Raw genomic sequence first — 15,412 nt, 5'->3', positions numbered from 1 at the left:
CATAATAAAAATCAAATTATAACGTGAATTTAATAGAAGCAAACCTATAAAAAAGCCCCGAATTTCGGGGCTTTTTTTCTTATCTTTCTCTTAATGCTTCTTTGGCTTTATTAAATGGTTTCAGTAAGTAATCCAGTACAGTCTTCTCACCCGTACGAATATCTACAGTTGCCACCATACCCGGTGTAATACCGAATGCTTTACCTTCTTTATTGTAAAGCTTATCGGAGTCAGTTCGGATATAAACACGATAATAGAATTGATCCTGTTTCACTTCATCGCGAATGGTATCTGGAGAAATAACCGTAACCTTACCTTTTAAACCACCATAAATTGAGTAGTCATAGGCCGTGATCTTAACCAAAGCTTCTTGACCAGGACGAATGAACGCAATGTCACGAGGCAAAATACGGGCTTCAATTAATAACTGTTCATCAATTGGAACGATGGTCATTAACTTACCGTTTTGTGGAATCACACCGCCATGCGTTGTCACTGTGATTTCTTTTACCACACCGCGCACAGGGGCTTTAAATACGGCACGCTGTAAACTGTCATTACGGCCCATGACCACTTGTTGTTGAGTTTGCGTGTCAGTATTTGCTTTAGATAACTCTTCACGTGCTTTAACGTAGTATTGGTTACGTGCATCGTTCATCTTGTTTTGCAAATCATTTGCTTCACGGCGTAAGCGTAAAACCTCAACCTCACTAGCAGCACCTTTAGCAACCAAAGGCTCTGTCATGGCCAATTCTTGCTGAACCAGTTGTAAAGCCTGTCTTAATCCTGAAAGCGTTTGTTCAAGATCGGCTCTGCGTGATTCATACAAAGCAGTCTCTTCATGAACAAGCTTCGGATCTTGTGCAACTATTTCAGGGAAAACCAGTGGTGTACCGTTCACTTCCGCACGTAAACGTGCTGCTGTGGCTTGAGCTGCAATTAATAAAGATCTCGACTCGCCCACATTTGAAGCAAAACGGGTTGGGTCGAGCTGAGCAAGAATTTGCCCTTTTTGGACAATATCGCCTTCTTGTACATTTAGCTTAGTTAAAATACCACCTTCTAAAGACTGGATGACTTGTTCTTTAGAGGATGGAATAACTTTACCTGTACCGGTTGAAACTTCTTCGAGCTTAAAAAACCATGCCCAGATAAAGAAAATCACTAAACCAATGCCCACGATCCAGATGACTAAACTGGCACGTGGTAATGGTGGTTCACTATAAGATACATTCATTGAACGGGTAAGTTCTTGTTGTTGTTCGCTCATGAATTGCCCCCTTGGCTCACTTGTTTTTGTTGGGCTGTAGATTGATTAAGTACCTGATCTCGTGGTCCATCCATCACAATTTTGCCTTCATTGACGACAATAATTCGATCGACCAGTTCAAGAACAGCTCGGCGGTGGGTCGCCACGACCAACGTTCGGTGTGCTAACCATCCTTTGAGATGATCAATTAATTGTTTCTCTGCAACATCATCAATGGCTGCTGTCGGCTCATCAAGCAATAAAATATTCGGTTGACGAATCAATAAACGAGCCAATAATAACGCTTGTTTCTGGCCACCAGAGAAACCAACGCCTCCCTCTAAAACCAAGTAATCCAAGCCTTCTTTTTTCTCTTGAACAAAAGATAAAGCGCCTGTTACCACCAATGCACGAAGAATATCTTCATCTGTTGCAAGCGGTGCACCTAAAGTCAGGTTTTCACGGATTGTTCCATAGAATAAATGTGCATTCTGGTTGAGTAGCCCCATATCTCGGCGCACATCTGATGGATCAATTAAGGAAAGATCGAGTCCATCTAAATGCACAGCTCCCTGAGTTGGAACCTGCATACCGGATAAAAGCTGAAGTAATGTCGACTTACCAGCACCATTACGACCCAAAATCGCAATTTTTTCTCCGGCACGAATTTTTAAATGGCGGATCGCAAGACTTGGTCTCGGATCTTCTTCCCCATATTGGAACAAGATATTTTTTAATTCATAGTCGCCATTTAAAACAGCTTTGTGTACCAGATGTGAACGGTCGGCCTGATCAATCGGACGTTGCATAAGTTCATCTAAACTTTGCTTAGCAACTTTTGCCTGTTGTAGACGACCTAATACGCCCGTAATCTGGGCAATTGGCCCTAACATACGCGAAGATAAAATTGAACATGCGACTAACGCACCTGTGGTCATTTCACCGTCCATTACCGCAAAACAGCCCACTAACACCACAATGGCATAAGTTAAACCCTGAACCATTTGGGTCCAAGCCATTAAGGTACCCACAATTTTACGCTGTCTCATACCAATGTCGGCTGAGACTTCATTCATATGGTTCCATTGGTTTTGGAAACGTGATTCAGCACGTAAGAGCTTAATGTCTTCAATACCTTGTACCGCTTCTACCAAAATTGCGTTACGAATTGAAGATTCTCTCATGCCTTCTTGTGCCAGTTGAGCCAGCTTCTTCTGTACCAAAATACCTGGCAAGATCATAAGCGGCACAACAAGTAGCATTACCCAGAACAGTTTTCCACCAATAATGGCAAAAATTACTAAGAATAGGAAAAAGAACGGAAAATCGGCAATCGCACTAATTGTAGTTGAGGTGACCAGTTCACGAACGCCTTCGAGTTCACGAATCTGGGAAATAAAACTACCTGTAGATTTCGAGCGATCTTTATTTTTAATTCTTAAGGCATGGCCAAATACACGATCCGACACACGTAAATCAGCACGTTTACCAATAATATCGGATAAATATACTCGTGAAACGCGTAAGGTAAACTCAAAAAGAGCGGCAATCAGTACACCACCTGCCAAAACCCATAAAGTTGGAATTGACTGGGATGGAACCACGCGGTCATACACTTGCATCGAGAAAATAATGGTTGCCAGTGCCAGCACATTGGCAATCAGCGAGGCAAACATAATATCAACGTAGCGTTTCCAGTCTCTTAAAACGATTGACCAGAACCAGTTGGCTTCATAAGGTTTGATATATTCGTCAATACGTGCATCTGGGATAGACGTTTCAGGACGCAAGATATAGACATTTTTAAGTGTAGTTTTTAAAGCGTCTAAAGATAAACTTTGTGAAAGGCCCTGATCTCCACTGAACTGGATACTCACATTTCCTTGGGTATCAGCCTTATCGATTACACCGACTTGACCATCATTAAACTCCACCATGACAGGTAAACGCCATGGGTTGAGTAAGTCTAAGGAAAATGGTGCCTTACGAAGATTCAGACCGACTTGACGTGTCATTAACTGCAAGACGTTATCTAAATTCTGATTTTGGTTCCAATCAAGTTGTAAACGAATTCTTTCTTCTGAAGGCTCTATTCGATAATGTTTAGCAATAGTTAAGACCGCCTGTAGCCAAGGCTGGTAATTTATTTTTGTCATCATGGTTGTACTTCGAACCCCTGAATTGAAATATTATTTAAGCCATAGGCTTGGCGGGAACGTCCTGTTGCTTCAATGTACTGAACAATGCTGCTATAAATGTCATAACGTGCTGATTCAAGTTCTGAGTTGGCACTATGAATAGCTTGTTCAGCATTTAATAAATCGACCAATGAACGCGTACCGAGCTTGTACTGCTCTTGATAGAGTTCACGTGTACGAACCGTTGTTGCTTGGCGACTTGCCAAAACCTGCATTTGACGCTGTTTATTTTCAATCTGTTCGCGACTTGTTCTAATTTGGTCCAGAACATCCATATACACCGAATTCACTTTGGCTTTTGCAGCTTCTTCGGCATAACTTGCCATTTTTACTTGTGAAGCGGTAGCACCGCCTTGGTAAAACTGACTGGTTGCTTCAAGCATGACTGAACTATACAAACCGTCATCTTTGTCGTTATTCGGGTTTTTACCATTAATCGCCTGACTTACCGAACCTTTCACAGCCAAGGTCGGATATCGGGTTAAACGGGTTTGTTGTTTTTGAGCTTTTGCAACCTCAACACCTGCCTGCGCGGCAATCATTTTTGGAATAGTATTAAACTCAGGTTCACCATAAAGATCAGATTGCTTCACGAGATCATCGGAAATAATCCATCCGGTATGACTAACATCTGCACCTAATAAGGTTCTTAAATGCTGTTGGTATTGACGTAATAATGATTGCTGAGCAATCAAAGCAGACTGCGCTGCCTGTAAGTATGACTGCGCCTGAATTGGGTCGGCTTGACTCGCGACACCAGCGTTTGCACGCAGGTTAGCAATTTCCTGAATACGTCGAATACCGGCGATTTGCTGCTCAGCAATTTTATTAAGCTGTAGATAACGCTGAATATTCACAATGGTCTGTGCAACATCCAAAGCTAGAGTATCAACACTAACCAAAACATTGGCTTGTTCGACCTGAACTTTCGCTTCTTCAACATCAACACCTGATTTGACTTTACCGAAGTCAGAACGGATATACATACTAAAAAAAAATAAATATTTAAATTACAATAAATTAAATAAATATGTTAAATAGTCTGTTAAATTAATTTCTTTATATTTAACATTTTTAAGTATTTCATATACAGAATAGCTGAATGTAATTTTTGATATTAATAAAATAGATTAAATTTTAAATGCATATTGGACACGGTTTATACTCCTCAATGAAAGAGTGGTTGCCATACTCAGTATTTTGCATAAAAAACTATAACCATTTCTAATCAAGATGTACTATCTGTTAAACTACCTGTCATCATTTGATAATGACCTATTTGACCAGACTTATTAAAAATCTCTTTAAAAACAGTTAAATATGATTCATTAGTTTGCTGTCCGTGGTTAATATACAAATCATCATGGATTGAGTGTGAACCATCATTGACCCATGCAAATAACGACTGACAAATTAGCTTCTCATTCCCTTCAAAAAGATCACAAATTTCATCTTTTTTCATACTACCCCACATTGTGAAATAGTTTTCAAGAATTCGACGTAATGTATTCTGAATAGTTAGGTTTGACTGATTATTGGTTTTAATATCTGACCAGAGTAGCTCATAGGCTGAACGAATAGGATTCTCAGAGCATTTTTCAATAGTAGAGCCGCTAGAATTTTTCTTGACCATCCAAAAGGTTTCATCGCCCATGATCTGATTCTGACTTCGTCTGTTATTAAAAGTAATTTCTTTATGAAAATAGACATTATGGGTCAAAACAAAAACTTGTTTAATCAAAGCATTATTAGTGCGAACATGATCAAATACACGCTTTATGAGGCTACTTACAATATAGAGAATATCACTATCTAAACTAGAAATAGGGTCATCAAAGACTACAATTCTATTTTCGGTAATTCCTGATGAAGAATGGGAGCCTTTTATAAGTGAATAAAAATAGAGGAAAGTTATAAATGTCTTTTCTCCTTCACTCAAAGATCGGCTAGCATCATCTCCATTTGCTCGGCAAATTCTATAATGACCTTGTTCATCTACAGGGCTTATATAGAATGAGGTAAAGCCGAATGATTTGAGAAGATCGTTTATTTCATTTACTGTCGGTATTGTTGACGTAGCTTTCTTTTCAAATACTTTTAGTTGAGCTTCTAAATTGCCTAAAATTTCTCTTTTTTGTTTTAAGCTATTGTTCATTCCATTAATGGTAGATTCGAGTCTCGTCTTATTTTTTAAATAACTACTCAAGTCACTATCTAACTCATTTATAATGTATTTCCAAACTTGATTTGTAAGGTTTTGCTTTTCAGTCGAGAGGTTCTGGACAACTTGATTGTGGAGCATAATCTTTTGATTTACATCTTGGATCATACCTAAGATTTTACTAATAATAGGTTCTAATGGTTCTAGAGAAACTTTTAGGCTCGGTTCTGACAATTTCCTTTGTAAGATACCTTTGTTCCGCTCCAAACGCTCATTGAGTATTTGAGCTTCTGCTTGAAAAAGGTCTATTTCTAAAAAAGGTATATTTTGACTACTTATGAATTGAATTGCATTTAATACCATTTCAGATGTATCTAGATATTGACTAAATATTTGTTCAACAATGCCTATTTCCTGCTCATATGTTTCACTAAAAAATTTAAGTAATTCATCAGAAAGACTTGGCGAAGTTATTTGTTGGCAAAAAGGGCATTGGGGATAACTTTTTTCAAAATGTTTACGTCCATGTTTAACCCAATCACTATTACCTATAGTTTCTATAAGCTTAGAGATATTAACATCTTGATTACCAATAATTATTCTTTGCAAAATCGGGTTGTTTTCTACTTCGATAAGTGTAGCAGCATTAAAAACTGGAATAAAATTGTATCTTTCGACGTTACGTGAAAATATTGTTGAGGCTTTCTCTTTTAACTCTTCTAATGATAAAAGAATTGATTGATTGATTTGTTTTTCCAGTAGAACTTTATCTTTAAATCTTTCCGCACTATTTCTAAATCCAGTAAAAGCATCCTGAAAATACGAGTCATACTTTTGTTTTTTTTTCCAACATTTTGCTTGTATTTCAGGGTCTAATGCTGCTCTCTCAGCGACTTTACCACCTTGGCTGGCTTCACCATTAAGTTGAATATTTAACCTACGTATCTCATCCTTTACTTTATCGATTTGTGGACGTAATAAAGCAATTTGACGTTCTGCCTCAACTTGATCGTCACCTAGGGTAAAAACTCCTTTAACGGTATTTTCTTGATTGAAATTACGATCAATAAAATCTTTATTATAGACGAGAGTTTTTATTGGTTCTCCACCAAGCCATTGAAGTAAACAATGTGTGTAGCCTGATGATTGATCTATGATTCTACCAATTGTAGATTTTCCGGACCCATTTGCCCCAAATATAAAATTTATTTGCTTTAACCCATCTAATTGTGTTGGTACACTATAAGTAGCAACATTATTTATATAGACTCCAGTAAGCATAGATTTCCCTATTTTTAATTTGCACGATTTAAAATTTATTTTTTTAGATTATATAGTTACATACAAATATCATCTACTAATTTTAGAAATATAAAATCGTCCCATAATAAATAACGGTCGTTTTCTTACATTCGGAACAAGATTCTGAAATGATTTAATTTTTGCTATCCCGTATAAGGTCTTAGATATGAATCGATTAACTTTTATAAACGGTGCGATTGTTTCTGCGACTGATGTTCGCAAATCTTGGAGCAAAATTGTTCAATGTGTCAAAGATAGTCATAAACCTGTTTTTGTTTATACGAAGAATGCGCCCGAAGCTGTTGTTCTGAGTTTTGAAGAATTTCAAAAAATGCAGGAAATTATTGAAGCTGTCCGGCGTGAACAGCTAGGACAACAAATGGTTTATGATCTTTTGGATATTAATCAGCTCACTGGTCAACCGATCAAACACATGCTTTTGAACCCAAAAGGTGTATTTGAAGAAGTAAATGGACAAGAAAAATAGCTTTTTGAGGATATTAACGGATTCGAGATTAGAGACAAGCTGATTTAAAAGTCATCTTATATTTATATTCGTTGAACAATGAGCTTTTATTTTCGTAAAATACTAAGAAGTGGAAAACATATTCGTAAGTTAAGTAGCACTGACATCATAGAGTTGACTAATTTTATTGAAAATTAAAAAGAACACTTGGATGTCTATAAAATTATATTAAATAACGTACTGGGTAAAGTAATAGACTCACCCTAATAGGCAAGTCTATTAAACCAAAAACTATTTAAGATTCTTATTGACCTCTTTAAAGATAGTTTCAAATCTTGATAAAGTAGCTTCTGAAAGGCTATTAACAAAATCCTTATTACTAGCAAATTCTTTTGCAGGTAAATAATGATTAAATCTATTCTTTTTAATAACTTTATTAATTTTTGATAATATATCTTCAATTTCAGTACTTAATTCTTCCACCTTAATTTCAGCATGGGTAGATGAGAGAGAAATATTAAAAAGTTGCAGATATTCATCAATAGTAAATATATCTTCAATATCAGCTTTTTTTCTATTATCCAAAAAATCATGGAAAAATTTTATATTTTTATCAGATATAATTTTTTGAATAGTTAGACTATCAAATCTTGCCTGAGACTTTTGGTCAGTAAACGAATCTAATAGGCAGAAAATTGATAGTTTTGAACCTCGAAGTAATGAAATAAAACTAGCAACTTTATCTAAACCGCCTGTAGGCACAATTGTAATATCTTCATTTAAGCCAGTTCGTTTATTCGCATTCAAATATTCTGAAATTGTGGTCAAGTATAGTAAGTCTGAGACACCTTCTACCAATAGATTTTTTTTAGAAATAAATAAATTCTGTGCAACATCATACCCTAAAGCAGCTTGTAAAGGGAAAAGTGTATTAGGGTCTTTTTGTTGAATACTATCACTAACGATAGAGCTATCGGAGTCACTAAATACCGTTCTGACCCGATTTAATTTCGTTGTTTCTACCATGAAAGGTGAGTGAGTTGTATAAATAACTTGATACTTATCAACTAAACTTTCTAAAAAACGTAGTAAATCTGCTTGAGCAGTTGCATGCAAGTTAAGGCCTGGCTCATCTAAGAGTAGAATATATTTTGAATTTGAATCAGCCTGAATTTTGTTAAACCAAACTAAGAATGAAAAAAACCAATTAAATCCTTTACTTCTATTCTGAAGAGGTAAAGAAACTCTCGTTTTCGAGTTTTTTACTCGAATATCTAAGACATGTTCAACAATATTTGTATCGACCGTTGTAGCACTGCCATAACTTGTATTTACTTGCCTTTTCACAGTAGCTGTTTTTTTATCAATTTTAAATTCAATATTTAAGTTCTGATTTGCAGACCAATATTGAAATAGTGTGTCAGAAATCAAAGCCTCAGTTGCTTCTAATTCAGCAATAAAGTCTTCGAAATCGTCTGCATTAATAAGTTCATTCACATTAATTTCGGATAAATCTAAGAGTGCCTTTGCTGTTTTTAGATCATCCGATAGATCAACATCATCATCTAAAAAACTTTCTAGAATAATCCTTGATGGGAGTTGATAATATTCATCATAGTAAATAAATTTTGGTAAATGTCTTTTTATTAAAACACTATATGCATATCTTTCAATAAAAGTCATCCATGTAGAACTTTTGAAGAAATATTTTCTTAAAGGCTCTAACCTTTCGGTTTCATCTGGGAACTTCTTTAATATTTGATCAAATTTCTCTTCTGTTAGAGCCAACTTCAACTCAGTTTTTACATCATCACCAATATCAGATAAATTTAAGTGTTTTAAAAATAATTCAAAATTTATCGATACACCACTTATTAATGTAGATGAATCACCATAAGAACTTGTTAGGGTGATTTCATTACTTCCTTGCCAAGTTCCTTTACCTAACCTATTTTCGATTAAGCCAATTAGTTCATCTGAAATATGATAAGTGCAAATAATTGCTTTAGGTTTGCTATCCGACTTACTGATACTTTTTAGTTCTTTTCGAGGATAGTCTAACGTTTCGTTAAATTTAAACTTTTCATCATCTTCAAAATAATTAGTTTTAGCTAAACATTCTAAAACAGAAGTTTTTCCCGATTCATTCATTCCTACTAAAACAGTTATATCTTCCTCAATGTTTATTGATTGAGGAGTTGTAAATGACTTATATTTTAATATCTCAATATTTTTAAGTTTAATCATAAATATTTCTCCCTAAAATTAAATATATAACATTGATAAAGATTAACAATTTCATTGTTTCCAAGTTTACTATGACAACTCGCAAAAAACAGTTTTAATGGATATTGGGCATCACCCATTATTTCAATTAATTGAAGTAAATTTATTAAAGCCAACATCAAACCAAGTTCCAATTTATAAAGTATTTTTATCACTTAAATTTACAAAATCTATTGATGAGGAATTTAATATATTTTAAAAAATTTTAAAATATAAGCTTTAGAAATCTTTTCACTAACAAACTAAAACCCTTATTCCTCTTTTTTAGTTTTACATGACTTTAATAAAAAAAGACTACCTTATGGTAAAAATAAAAAGTTAAACCACCTAATAATTTACTTTTCAAAATCAATCTGAACTTTTTTTGTTCATCGGCTCATTCAATTTAGCAATACTTAGCCCATACTTATGAGCATTATATTGCCACACTACAAACTGTTCTAACAACATAGCGTTTTCTTTTTCCAATCTGGTATTCTTGGCTTCCAAACTCTCAATTCTAGCTTGAGCAATTTTCAAGCTTGCAGGAAGCTTTTGTTGTTTTGATTTCAATATTTTTAAAGCTGTTGGAGATTTTTTTCCTAGATCATAAGCGTTCTTAATTCTTGCAAATTTCTGTAGTGTTTGACGAGTGGGTGCAGGTACAAGTTCTAGTTGCACTTCAATCGCTTTGCATAATCGTTCCCACGTTAACTTTTCATTTGGTGACCAATAATCAAGAATTTCAACAATATCTTGAATATTCTGATCCGTTAAATGTTGTGCCATGTTAACTCCATAAATCCATTAACAAAGATTCATGCAAAACTTGCTGTTTTTCAATCTGTTTACGTTGAGTATTCTCAATAGTAGGAATGCGTTTACGACCTGCCTTTTGATACGCTAAATCAAGATGAGGGATATCTTCAGAAGATGGAAGGCTCAAAGGTGTACCATCAGGAATGTTTGGATCGTTCAATAGTGCAATCATCTGTTCACAACGTTTAATCGTTAATTCTCTCATCTCCAACCACACCGTTGCACCAGTAACATTCTTACTAACAGACTCTTTATCCTTTGCCCATAAGATTTTTTCTTTTTTTAGTCTATCTTGAAGCCGTTTTTTCTTTTCTACATCACCTTTAATACAAACATGCTCAGTGCAATTCAAACAGTTTCTATACTTTAAGCAGGGTTCATCAATATACGAATGTGTACAAAGTCCAAATTCCGTAGTGTGCATAGACAACGTGGTTTTGGTATTTAACTCCTGTAGAGTTCGAGGTGTAGCGGTCTGAAATGTAAATGTACTATCAGTATTTACTATACCAACCTCATTTTTCTGCATCTCAATTAAGCCATAATTACGATCTTCAACCGTGGTATGGTCATATACTCGATTTTGCTTCATATCAGCTCGTCCCGACCATTTAGCAAGTAACAAGCTATCCATTCCATTCGTATTTGCTATGGTATTCAATAAATGTCGGAATTGATGAGTTGTCATACTATAATTACCATGTCCCCACCGCTGAAAAATAGATTTCATATTACATAATTGGCGTTTTCCTTTTAAATTTCTTCTTGTGGGCGATAAATCTTCATTTAAGTTATTAATTGTTGGAATCCATAATTCTGAAAAGATAGTTATCTTATTTGAATGAAATTGATTATGAAAAGATGCAAATAGAGCTTCTGACCACTTAATCTGAACTCCATTACCAGTTCTAAAAGGTATATAAGGAAAGCCCTGAGGCAGTCTATTACGCAGAATAATATTTAAATCATTCAGGCAGACTGCGTAATCACTAATAGGAATCTCACGAGTTATTAAAAAACTTTTGCCACTATTTTTTTCTTTACTAGTCTCATCATATAGCGACACATCAAATCCCATTGCCGACAATACTTCACTACGTTTTAATAATTGATCATCAGGCACTTTAGGACAGAACTTATGTCTCGGAAACTTATCGCTTGTCTCAAGCAAATATGCTAAATGTCTAGGCTGTTCTGACATCTTAATCAAACGTTCAATAGCCCGTTTAACCGTTGGAATCATGACACTCGGAATATATTTAATATCATACCCATAATTTTTCTGTGCATACCATCTAATACCTAATACTTTCTCAATATTCGAACCATCTTCTGCAAGCTCTAAACTGCTCTTAGAACGCCTTGGGACTTCTTCCTCGTAGATACAATTATGCTTTAAGAAAAACAGCTCTGATGCACGTTCAGGCGCAGCTAGAAGCAAACTCACAGCACTGGTGACAAAAATATCTCTATTTGACAACTCTGAATCTTTTCGTGAGAAAATATCAGCCAATGCAAAAATAGCATCTTCATCTGGAAGCTTAGATGATCTATATTCTTCTGACTCTTTATCTAGCAGAATTACCTTATCAGCAGGCTTTTTAATTGGATTTTTCCACTCTGGTAAATTCACTATTTTTAATTGGCGAATAAAATCCAAGAGAATCTTTAAGTGTCTTCCCACATGATAAGCAGAACTTGCTTTATAACTTTTCTTTGCATTCTCAGCCGCTAAATCAAAATCAGCAATAACTAATTTAGATAAATCCACTTCACCATATCGATCTAAGCATATTTTTTCTAATACCCGAATTCCCAAAATCGTATCTTGGGTTTTTAACTTACTATTAATTCTTTGATACTTAACATACGCCTTGGCAAATTCTAGAATTGAATGATCCAAGAGATTTTCAGGTCGTCTGTCTTGTGATGGCACACCTGATTTGACAAAGTTTACTTCGCCTTTCCAATAATTCTCATCAAATCTAATATCTTCATTTAATTCTGATAACTGTTTAACAAAATCAATAAACCGCTTAATTTCGAAGTAAGGAGACTGGATTTTGTCTGATGGAAAATATATTAAATTATCCATGATTAAACTCCTTACAAGCAGCAATTACTTGCTGAACGGCAATAATCGCTCGGTCATTCACAGCAGCGACTTCAAGGCTACATCCCATTGCTATTAGATCATCTCGTTCTTTAATTAATTGCTCTAGAACTAGATGATGGGGTGCATTTGCCCAAGGCATAAACTTGCTACACAGATAACATGCTATTGGCGCATGATCCCTACAATATTGATGTGTTCCACATGAGCCAACATCACAGTCCTGTTCCACACAAGATATTCGATTAGCATCTTTAATTTGTGATTGAGCCTCTATCTCATCCTTTACAACTCTTCCTTGAAAAGCATCTGCATATTTGCGTAAGTTCTCATCCATAATGGAAGAGATTTGTTGTGCAATTTCAGGAACACTTTGTACATAGCAATGTGCATTCTGGGTATCATGATGATCTAATAGCTTTGCAATGACATTCACACCTGCTTTCTGTCGAGCGGCATTAGTTCCAAGCGTGTAACGAAACCGATATGCAGTTACAGATATTGGTTTACCAGTTTCTCTAGAGCGGATACCAAGTTTTTGAATAGCTTTTTTCAAAATTTGGGTTAATTTATTGCTCGGTATATGAATAATTTCTTTTGTCAAAATCTCTGAAATTTCATTTTGATTTCCCCAATCCAAATTAACTAACTTCTCAAAATCATAGAATAGTGGTAGCTCTGTAAACTCTTGTTCAGATAGCTCTCTCTTTATTTGTTTAGTTAATTTTTGCTTTAGAATTTGAATATGTTCAAATAAAATTTTTGCAATGCTTTCTCGAATCCCTACTTCACTAAAAGCAAATCGGAATCCACTAGCACCTCTAATTTTAGCTCTCGGAATCTTAAGGATATGAACTGCATTTTTATCATTAAAACTATATTTATCAGACACGTATAGGTCTTTAACCTTTAGTCCTGAAATTTGGATGGGTCTTCTACCAGTCGCACAAAAAACACGAATTAAAGCAGCCTCATAATAGGAAATCTTATTTTCTGCTAAATATTCGTTAGTTTTAGTGATAATTGCTTGGAATTCAAATGGGCTAAATGGGCCTTCATCTGGATCAAGAGAAAGAACGGCTGTACCTTTTTCATTCCCACCTAATCTCCATGAATCTATTAAATCGTAAATTTCATCATCTACTGAAGAGTATCCTAAATTGTAGAGTTTTTTTAAAAAGACTCTAAACTTCGCTAACTTATATTCGTACCGTTTATCATTAAAATAGTTTTTATATTCTAAAATTCCTTTTAAAGTAATTTCTGACTCTCCTGTCAAAACAGGATATTTAAGAGCATAGCGGATCATTTCTTTAGCATGTGTGCTTGAGCTATATTTAGCAAAATGTATAAAGGTATTTAAAACATCCGCCCTAACTTTCTCCGAAAATTTTGAGAGATTCAACATATTAACTGTGTGATTAATATCTAAAACCCATGTATGATCATAAATATCAACTTCAAAGCCTTTGAATGAAATAAAAGAATTTGGCGGTTTATCTAAACTATCAACTTGAAGTAATTTAGTCATTTTCATCCTCAAATTTTTCTTGAATACTTAAACCTACTTCTATAGCTCGTTTATTTTCTGCACGTCTTGAATATCTTCTCGCACTTTGTGAGTTAGGTATCCATCCCATCAGATATGCACGATCATTTTCTACTTTAAATTCAGTTGTTTTACCTGTTGCCACTAAAATTTGAGATTTCTCAGAAAATTTATCATTCCAAGTATGTCTAAATGCATGTGCATGTACATTAAATGCAACAGTTCTCGAAATTTCAGAAAAGATTTTATCAAGAGCATTGATTGAAAGTGGCTGGCCTTTATTTGATAAAATTAAATAGTCCGTAAGTTCTACATTCGGCACGGTTGACCTATAATTTAAAATATAAGTTTCTAATTTTTTCTTTAGATTTTTATTGACTGCAATTGATCGACTTCTAGTTTTCACCAAGGGTTGATATAGTCTAGAATCACTCCCATCGTGAGGGTTACGTCTTATAGTAAGATATACAGCACCATTCTTTTGGGATGTTATATCTGTAATTTTTAAATTTAATAATTCCCCTTTACGACATCCTAGATACAAAAATAGATAGATAATCAGCTCATTTCTATAAGTAATATAATCTGAAATCCAAATACGATTCTGAGTATCAGGATCAACCGCCTTTAAAATTTTATATAATTGCTCACTATCAAAGGACTTATATTCAGACTCAATATCCATGGACTTTCGAGGTCTACGAGATGTAAACAAGCGTTTTGTGTTTGTTATTGCTGATGAATGAAAATATGTCTCTAACCATCCAATATACTCAGCAAAATTAGTTAAACGCCTATATATTAATTGTTTGGACACATAGTCCTGAGTAACAACCAATTTTGCTCTAGATCGCTCTCTGTTATTACCTTTTGGAAAATTTATAATTTTTTTATTTGGAGTCATTCCATCTAATCGGCTACGACTAAAACTGGCTAAATTTGATATAGCTTCGATTTCATTTAATTCCAAAAAGTCTTTACTTTTTATCCTTTGTTCTAAGTCAATTCCTAACTTATCTAACAACTGGAAGAGTAACTTAATATCTTCCAAATTAGCTGAAATTGTATTAATTGATTGACCACGATTTCTTAAATGAATAATCGTATATAAATTTGGATAAGTCATAGGAATACCATCACTATCCAAAAGAACAGCAAATCGCTCGCCACTACTCATTACAAATCTTTTAACAGACATCATGGCTAAAATTAACAAAAAATCTAAGTATTAAATACCATAGAATATAAGTAAAAAAATTTACAGAATTATTTCTAATATCTGTAAATTTT

The 15,412-nt window shown here is 34.6% G+C and carries 9 protein-coding genes and 1 pseudogene; 1 reads left to right on the top strand and 9 read right to left on the bottom strand.

Annotation, left to right across the window (positions count from 1 at the left end):
• Positions 1–79: 79 nt before the first annotated feature.
• The 4 genes and pseudogenes from GO593_RS13605 to GO593_RS13590 form a co-directional block, all read right to left on the bottom strand.
• Positions 80–1,270, bottom strand: a complete 1,191-nt coding sequence (locus GO593_RS13605) for an HlyD family type I secretion periplasmic adaptor subunit (RefSeq protein ID WP_000003555.1) — start codon at positions 1,268–1,270, stop codon at positions 80–82.
• Positions 1,267–3,408, bottom strand: a complete 2,142-nt coding sequence (locus GO593_RS13600) for a type I secretion system permease/ATPase (RefSeq protein WP_000988402.1) — start codon at positions 3,406–3,408, stop codon at positions 1,267–1,269. Before GO593_RS13600 ends, GO593_RS13605 begins: the two co-directional genes overlap by 4 nt.
• A pseudogene (locus tag GO593_RS13595) lies at positions 3,405–4,418 on the bottom strand (TolC family protein); the annotation flags it as partial. The pseudogene GO593_RS13595 and the gene GO593_RS13600, both read right to left, overlap by 4 nt.
• A gap of 257 nt (positions 4,419–4,675) precedes the next feature.
• Entirely contained in the window at positions 4,676–6,889 is a 2,214-nt protein-coding gene (locus tag GO593_RS13590) for an AAA family ATPase (RefSeq protein ID WP_000955310.1), read from the bottom strand.
• Between the two features lie 187 nt (positions 6,890–7,076).
• Here GO593_RS13590 and GO593_RS13585 point away from each other — a divergent pair, with 187 nt between their 5' ends.
• On the top strand, positions 7,077–7,397 hold the full coding sequence (locus tag GO593_RS13585; RefSeq protein ID WP_001081101.1) for a type II toxin-antitoxin system Phd/YefM family antitoxin: 321 nt from the start codon (positions 7,077–7,079) through the stop codon (positions 7,395–7,397).
• Between the two features lie 270 nt (positions 7,398–7,667).
• Here GO593_RS13585 and GO593_RS13580 read toward each other — a convergent pair whose 3' ends face one another.
• From GO593_RS13580 to GO593_RS13560, 5 genes are all read right to left on the bottom strand, one after another.
• On the bottom strand, positions 7,668–9,623 hold the full coding sequence (locus tag GO593_RS13580; protein ID WP_000593543.1) for an AAA family ATPase: 1,956 nt from the start codon (positions 9,621–9,623) through the stop codon (positions 7,668–7,670).
• 387 nt (positions 9,624–10,010) lie between these two features.
• On the bottom strand, positions 10,011–10,430 hold the full coding sequence (locus tag GO593_RS13575) for a hypothetical protein (protein WP_000046992.1): 420 nt from the start codon (positions 10,428–10,430) through the stop codon (positions 10,011–10,013).
• A gap of 1 nt (position 10,431) precedes the next feature.
• Positions 10,432–12,555, bottom strand: a complete 2,124-nt coding sequence (locus GO593_RS13570; RefSeq protein WP_000369336.1) for a hypothetical protein — start codon at positions 12,553–12,555, stop codon at positions 10,432–10,434.
• Positions 12,548–14,104 (bottom strand): site-specific integrase, encoded by a 1,557-nt coding sequence (locus GO593_RS13565; RefSeq protein ID WP_000163911.1) that lies wholly within the window; start codon positions 14,102–14,104, stop codon positions 12,548–12,550. Before GO593_RS13565 ends, GO593_RS13570 begins: the two co-directional genes overlap by 8 nt.
• Positions 14,097–15,323 carry a site-specific integrase gene (locus GO593_RS13560; RefSeq protein ID WP_002147669.1) on the bottom strand — a complete coding sequence of 409 codons (1,227 nt, stop codon included), beginning with the start codon at positions 15,321–15,323 and terminating at the stop codon, positions 14,097–14,099. The genes GO593_RS13565 and GO593_RS13560 overlap by 8 nt, the downstream gene beginning before the upstream one ends.
• Positions 15,324–15,412 lie beyond the last annotated feature (89 nt).

The organism is Acinetobacter baumannii, from assembly GCF_009759685.1.
GTDB lineage: Bacteria > Pseudomonadota > Gammaproteobacteria > Pseudomonadales > Moraxellaceae > Acinetobacter > Acinetobacter baumannii.
The sequence above is the reverse complement of the archived record's forward strand: the minus strand, read 5'-3'. Positions and strand labels throughout refer to the sequence as shown.

Excerpts from the sequence above, each read along its gene's own strand:
- GO593_RS13605 (WP_000003555.1), bottom strand. The coding sequence starts at position 1,270 with ATGAGCGAACAACAACAAGAACTTACCCGTTCAATGAATGTATCTTAT.
- GO593_RS13600 (WP_000988402.1), bottom strand. The coding sequence starts at position 3,408 with ATGATGACAAAAATAAATTACCAGCCTTGGCTACAGGCGGTCTTAACT.
- GO593_RS13590 (WP_000955310.1), bottom strand. The coding sequence starts at position 6,889 with ATGCTTACTGGAGTCTATATAAATAATGTTGCTACTTATAGTGTACCA.
- GO593_RS13585 (WP_001081101.1), top strand. The coding sequence starts at position 7,077 with ATGAATCGATTAACTTTTATAAACGGTGCGATTGTTTCTGCGACTGAT.
- GO593_RS13580 (WP_000593543.1), bottom strand. The coding sequence starts at position 9,623 with ATGATTAAACTTAAAAATATTGAGATATTAAAATATAAGTCATTTACA.
- GO593_RS13575 (WP_000046992.1), bottom strand. The coding sequence starts at position 10,430 with ATGGCACAACATTTAACGGATCAGAATATTCAAGATATTGTTGAAATT.
- GO593_RS13570 (WP_000369336.1), bottom strand. The coding sequence starts at position 12,555 with ATGGATAATTTAATATATTTTCCATCAGACAAAATCCAGTCTCCTTAC.
- GO593_RS13565 (WP_000163911.1), bottom strand. The coding sequence starts at position 14,104 with ATGACTAAATTACTTCAAGTTGATAGTTTAGATAAACCGCCAAATTCT.
- GO593_RS13560 (WP_002147669.1), bottom strand. The coding sequence starts at position 15,323 with ATGATGTCTGTTAAAAGATTTGTAATGAGTAGTGGCGAGCGATTTGCT.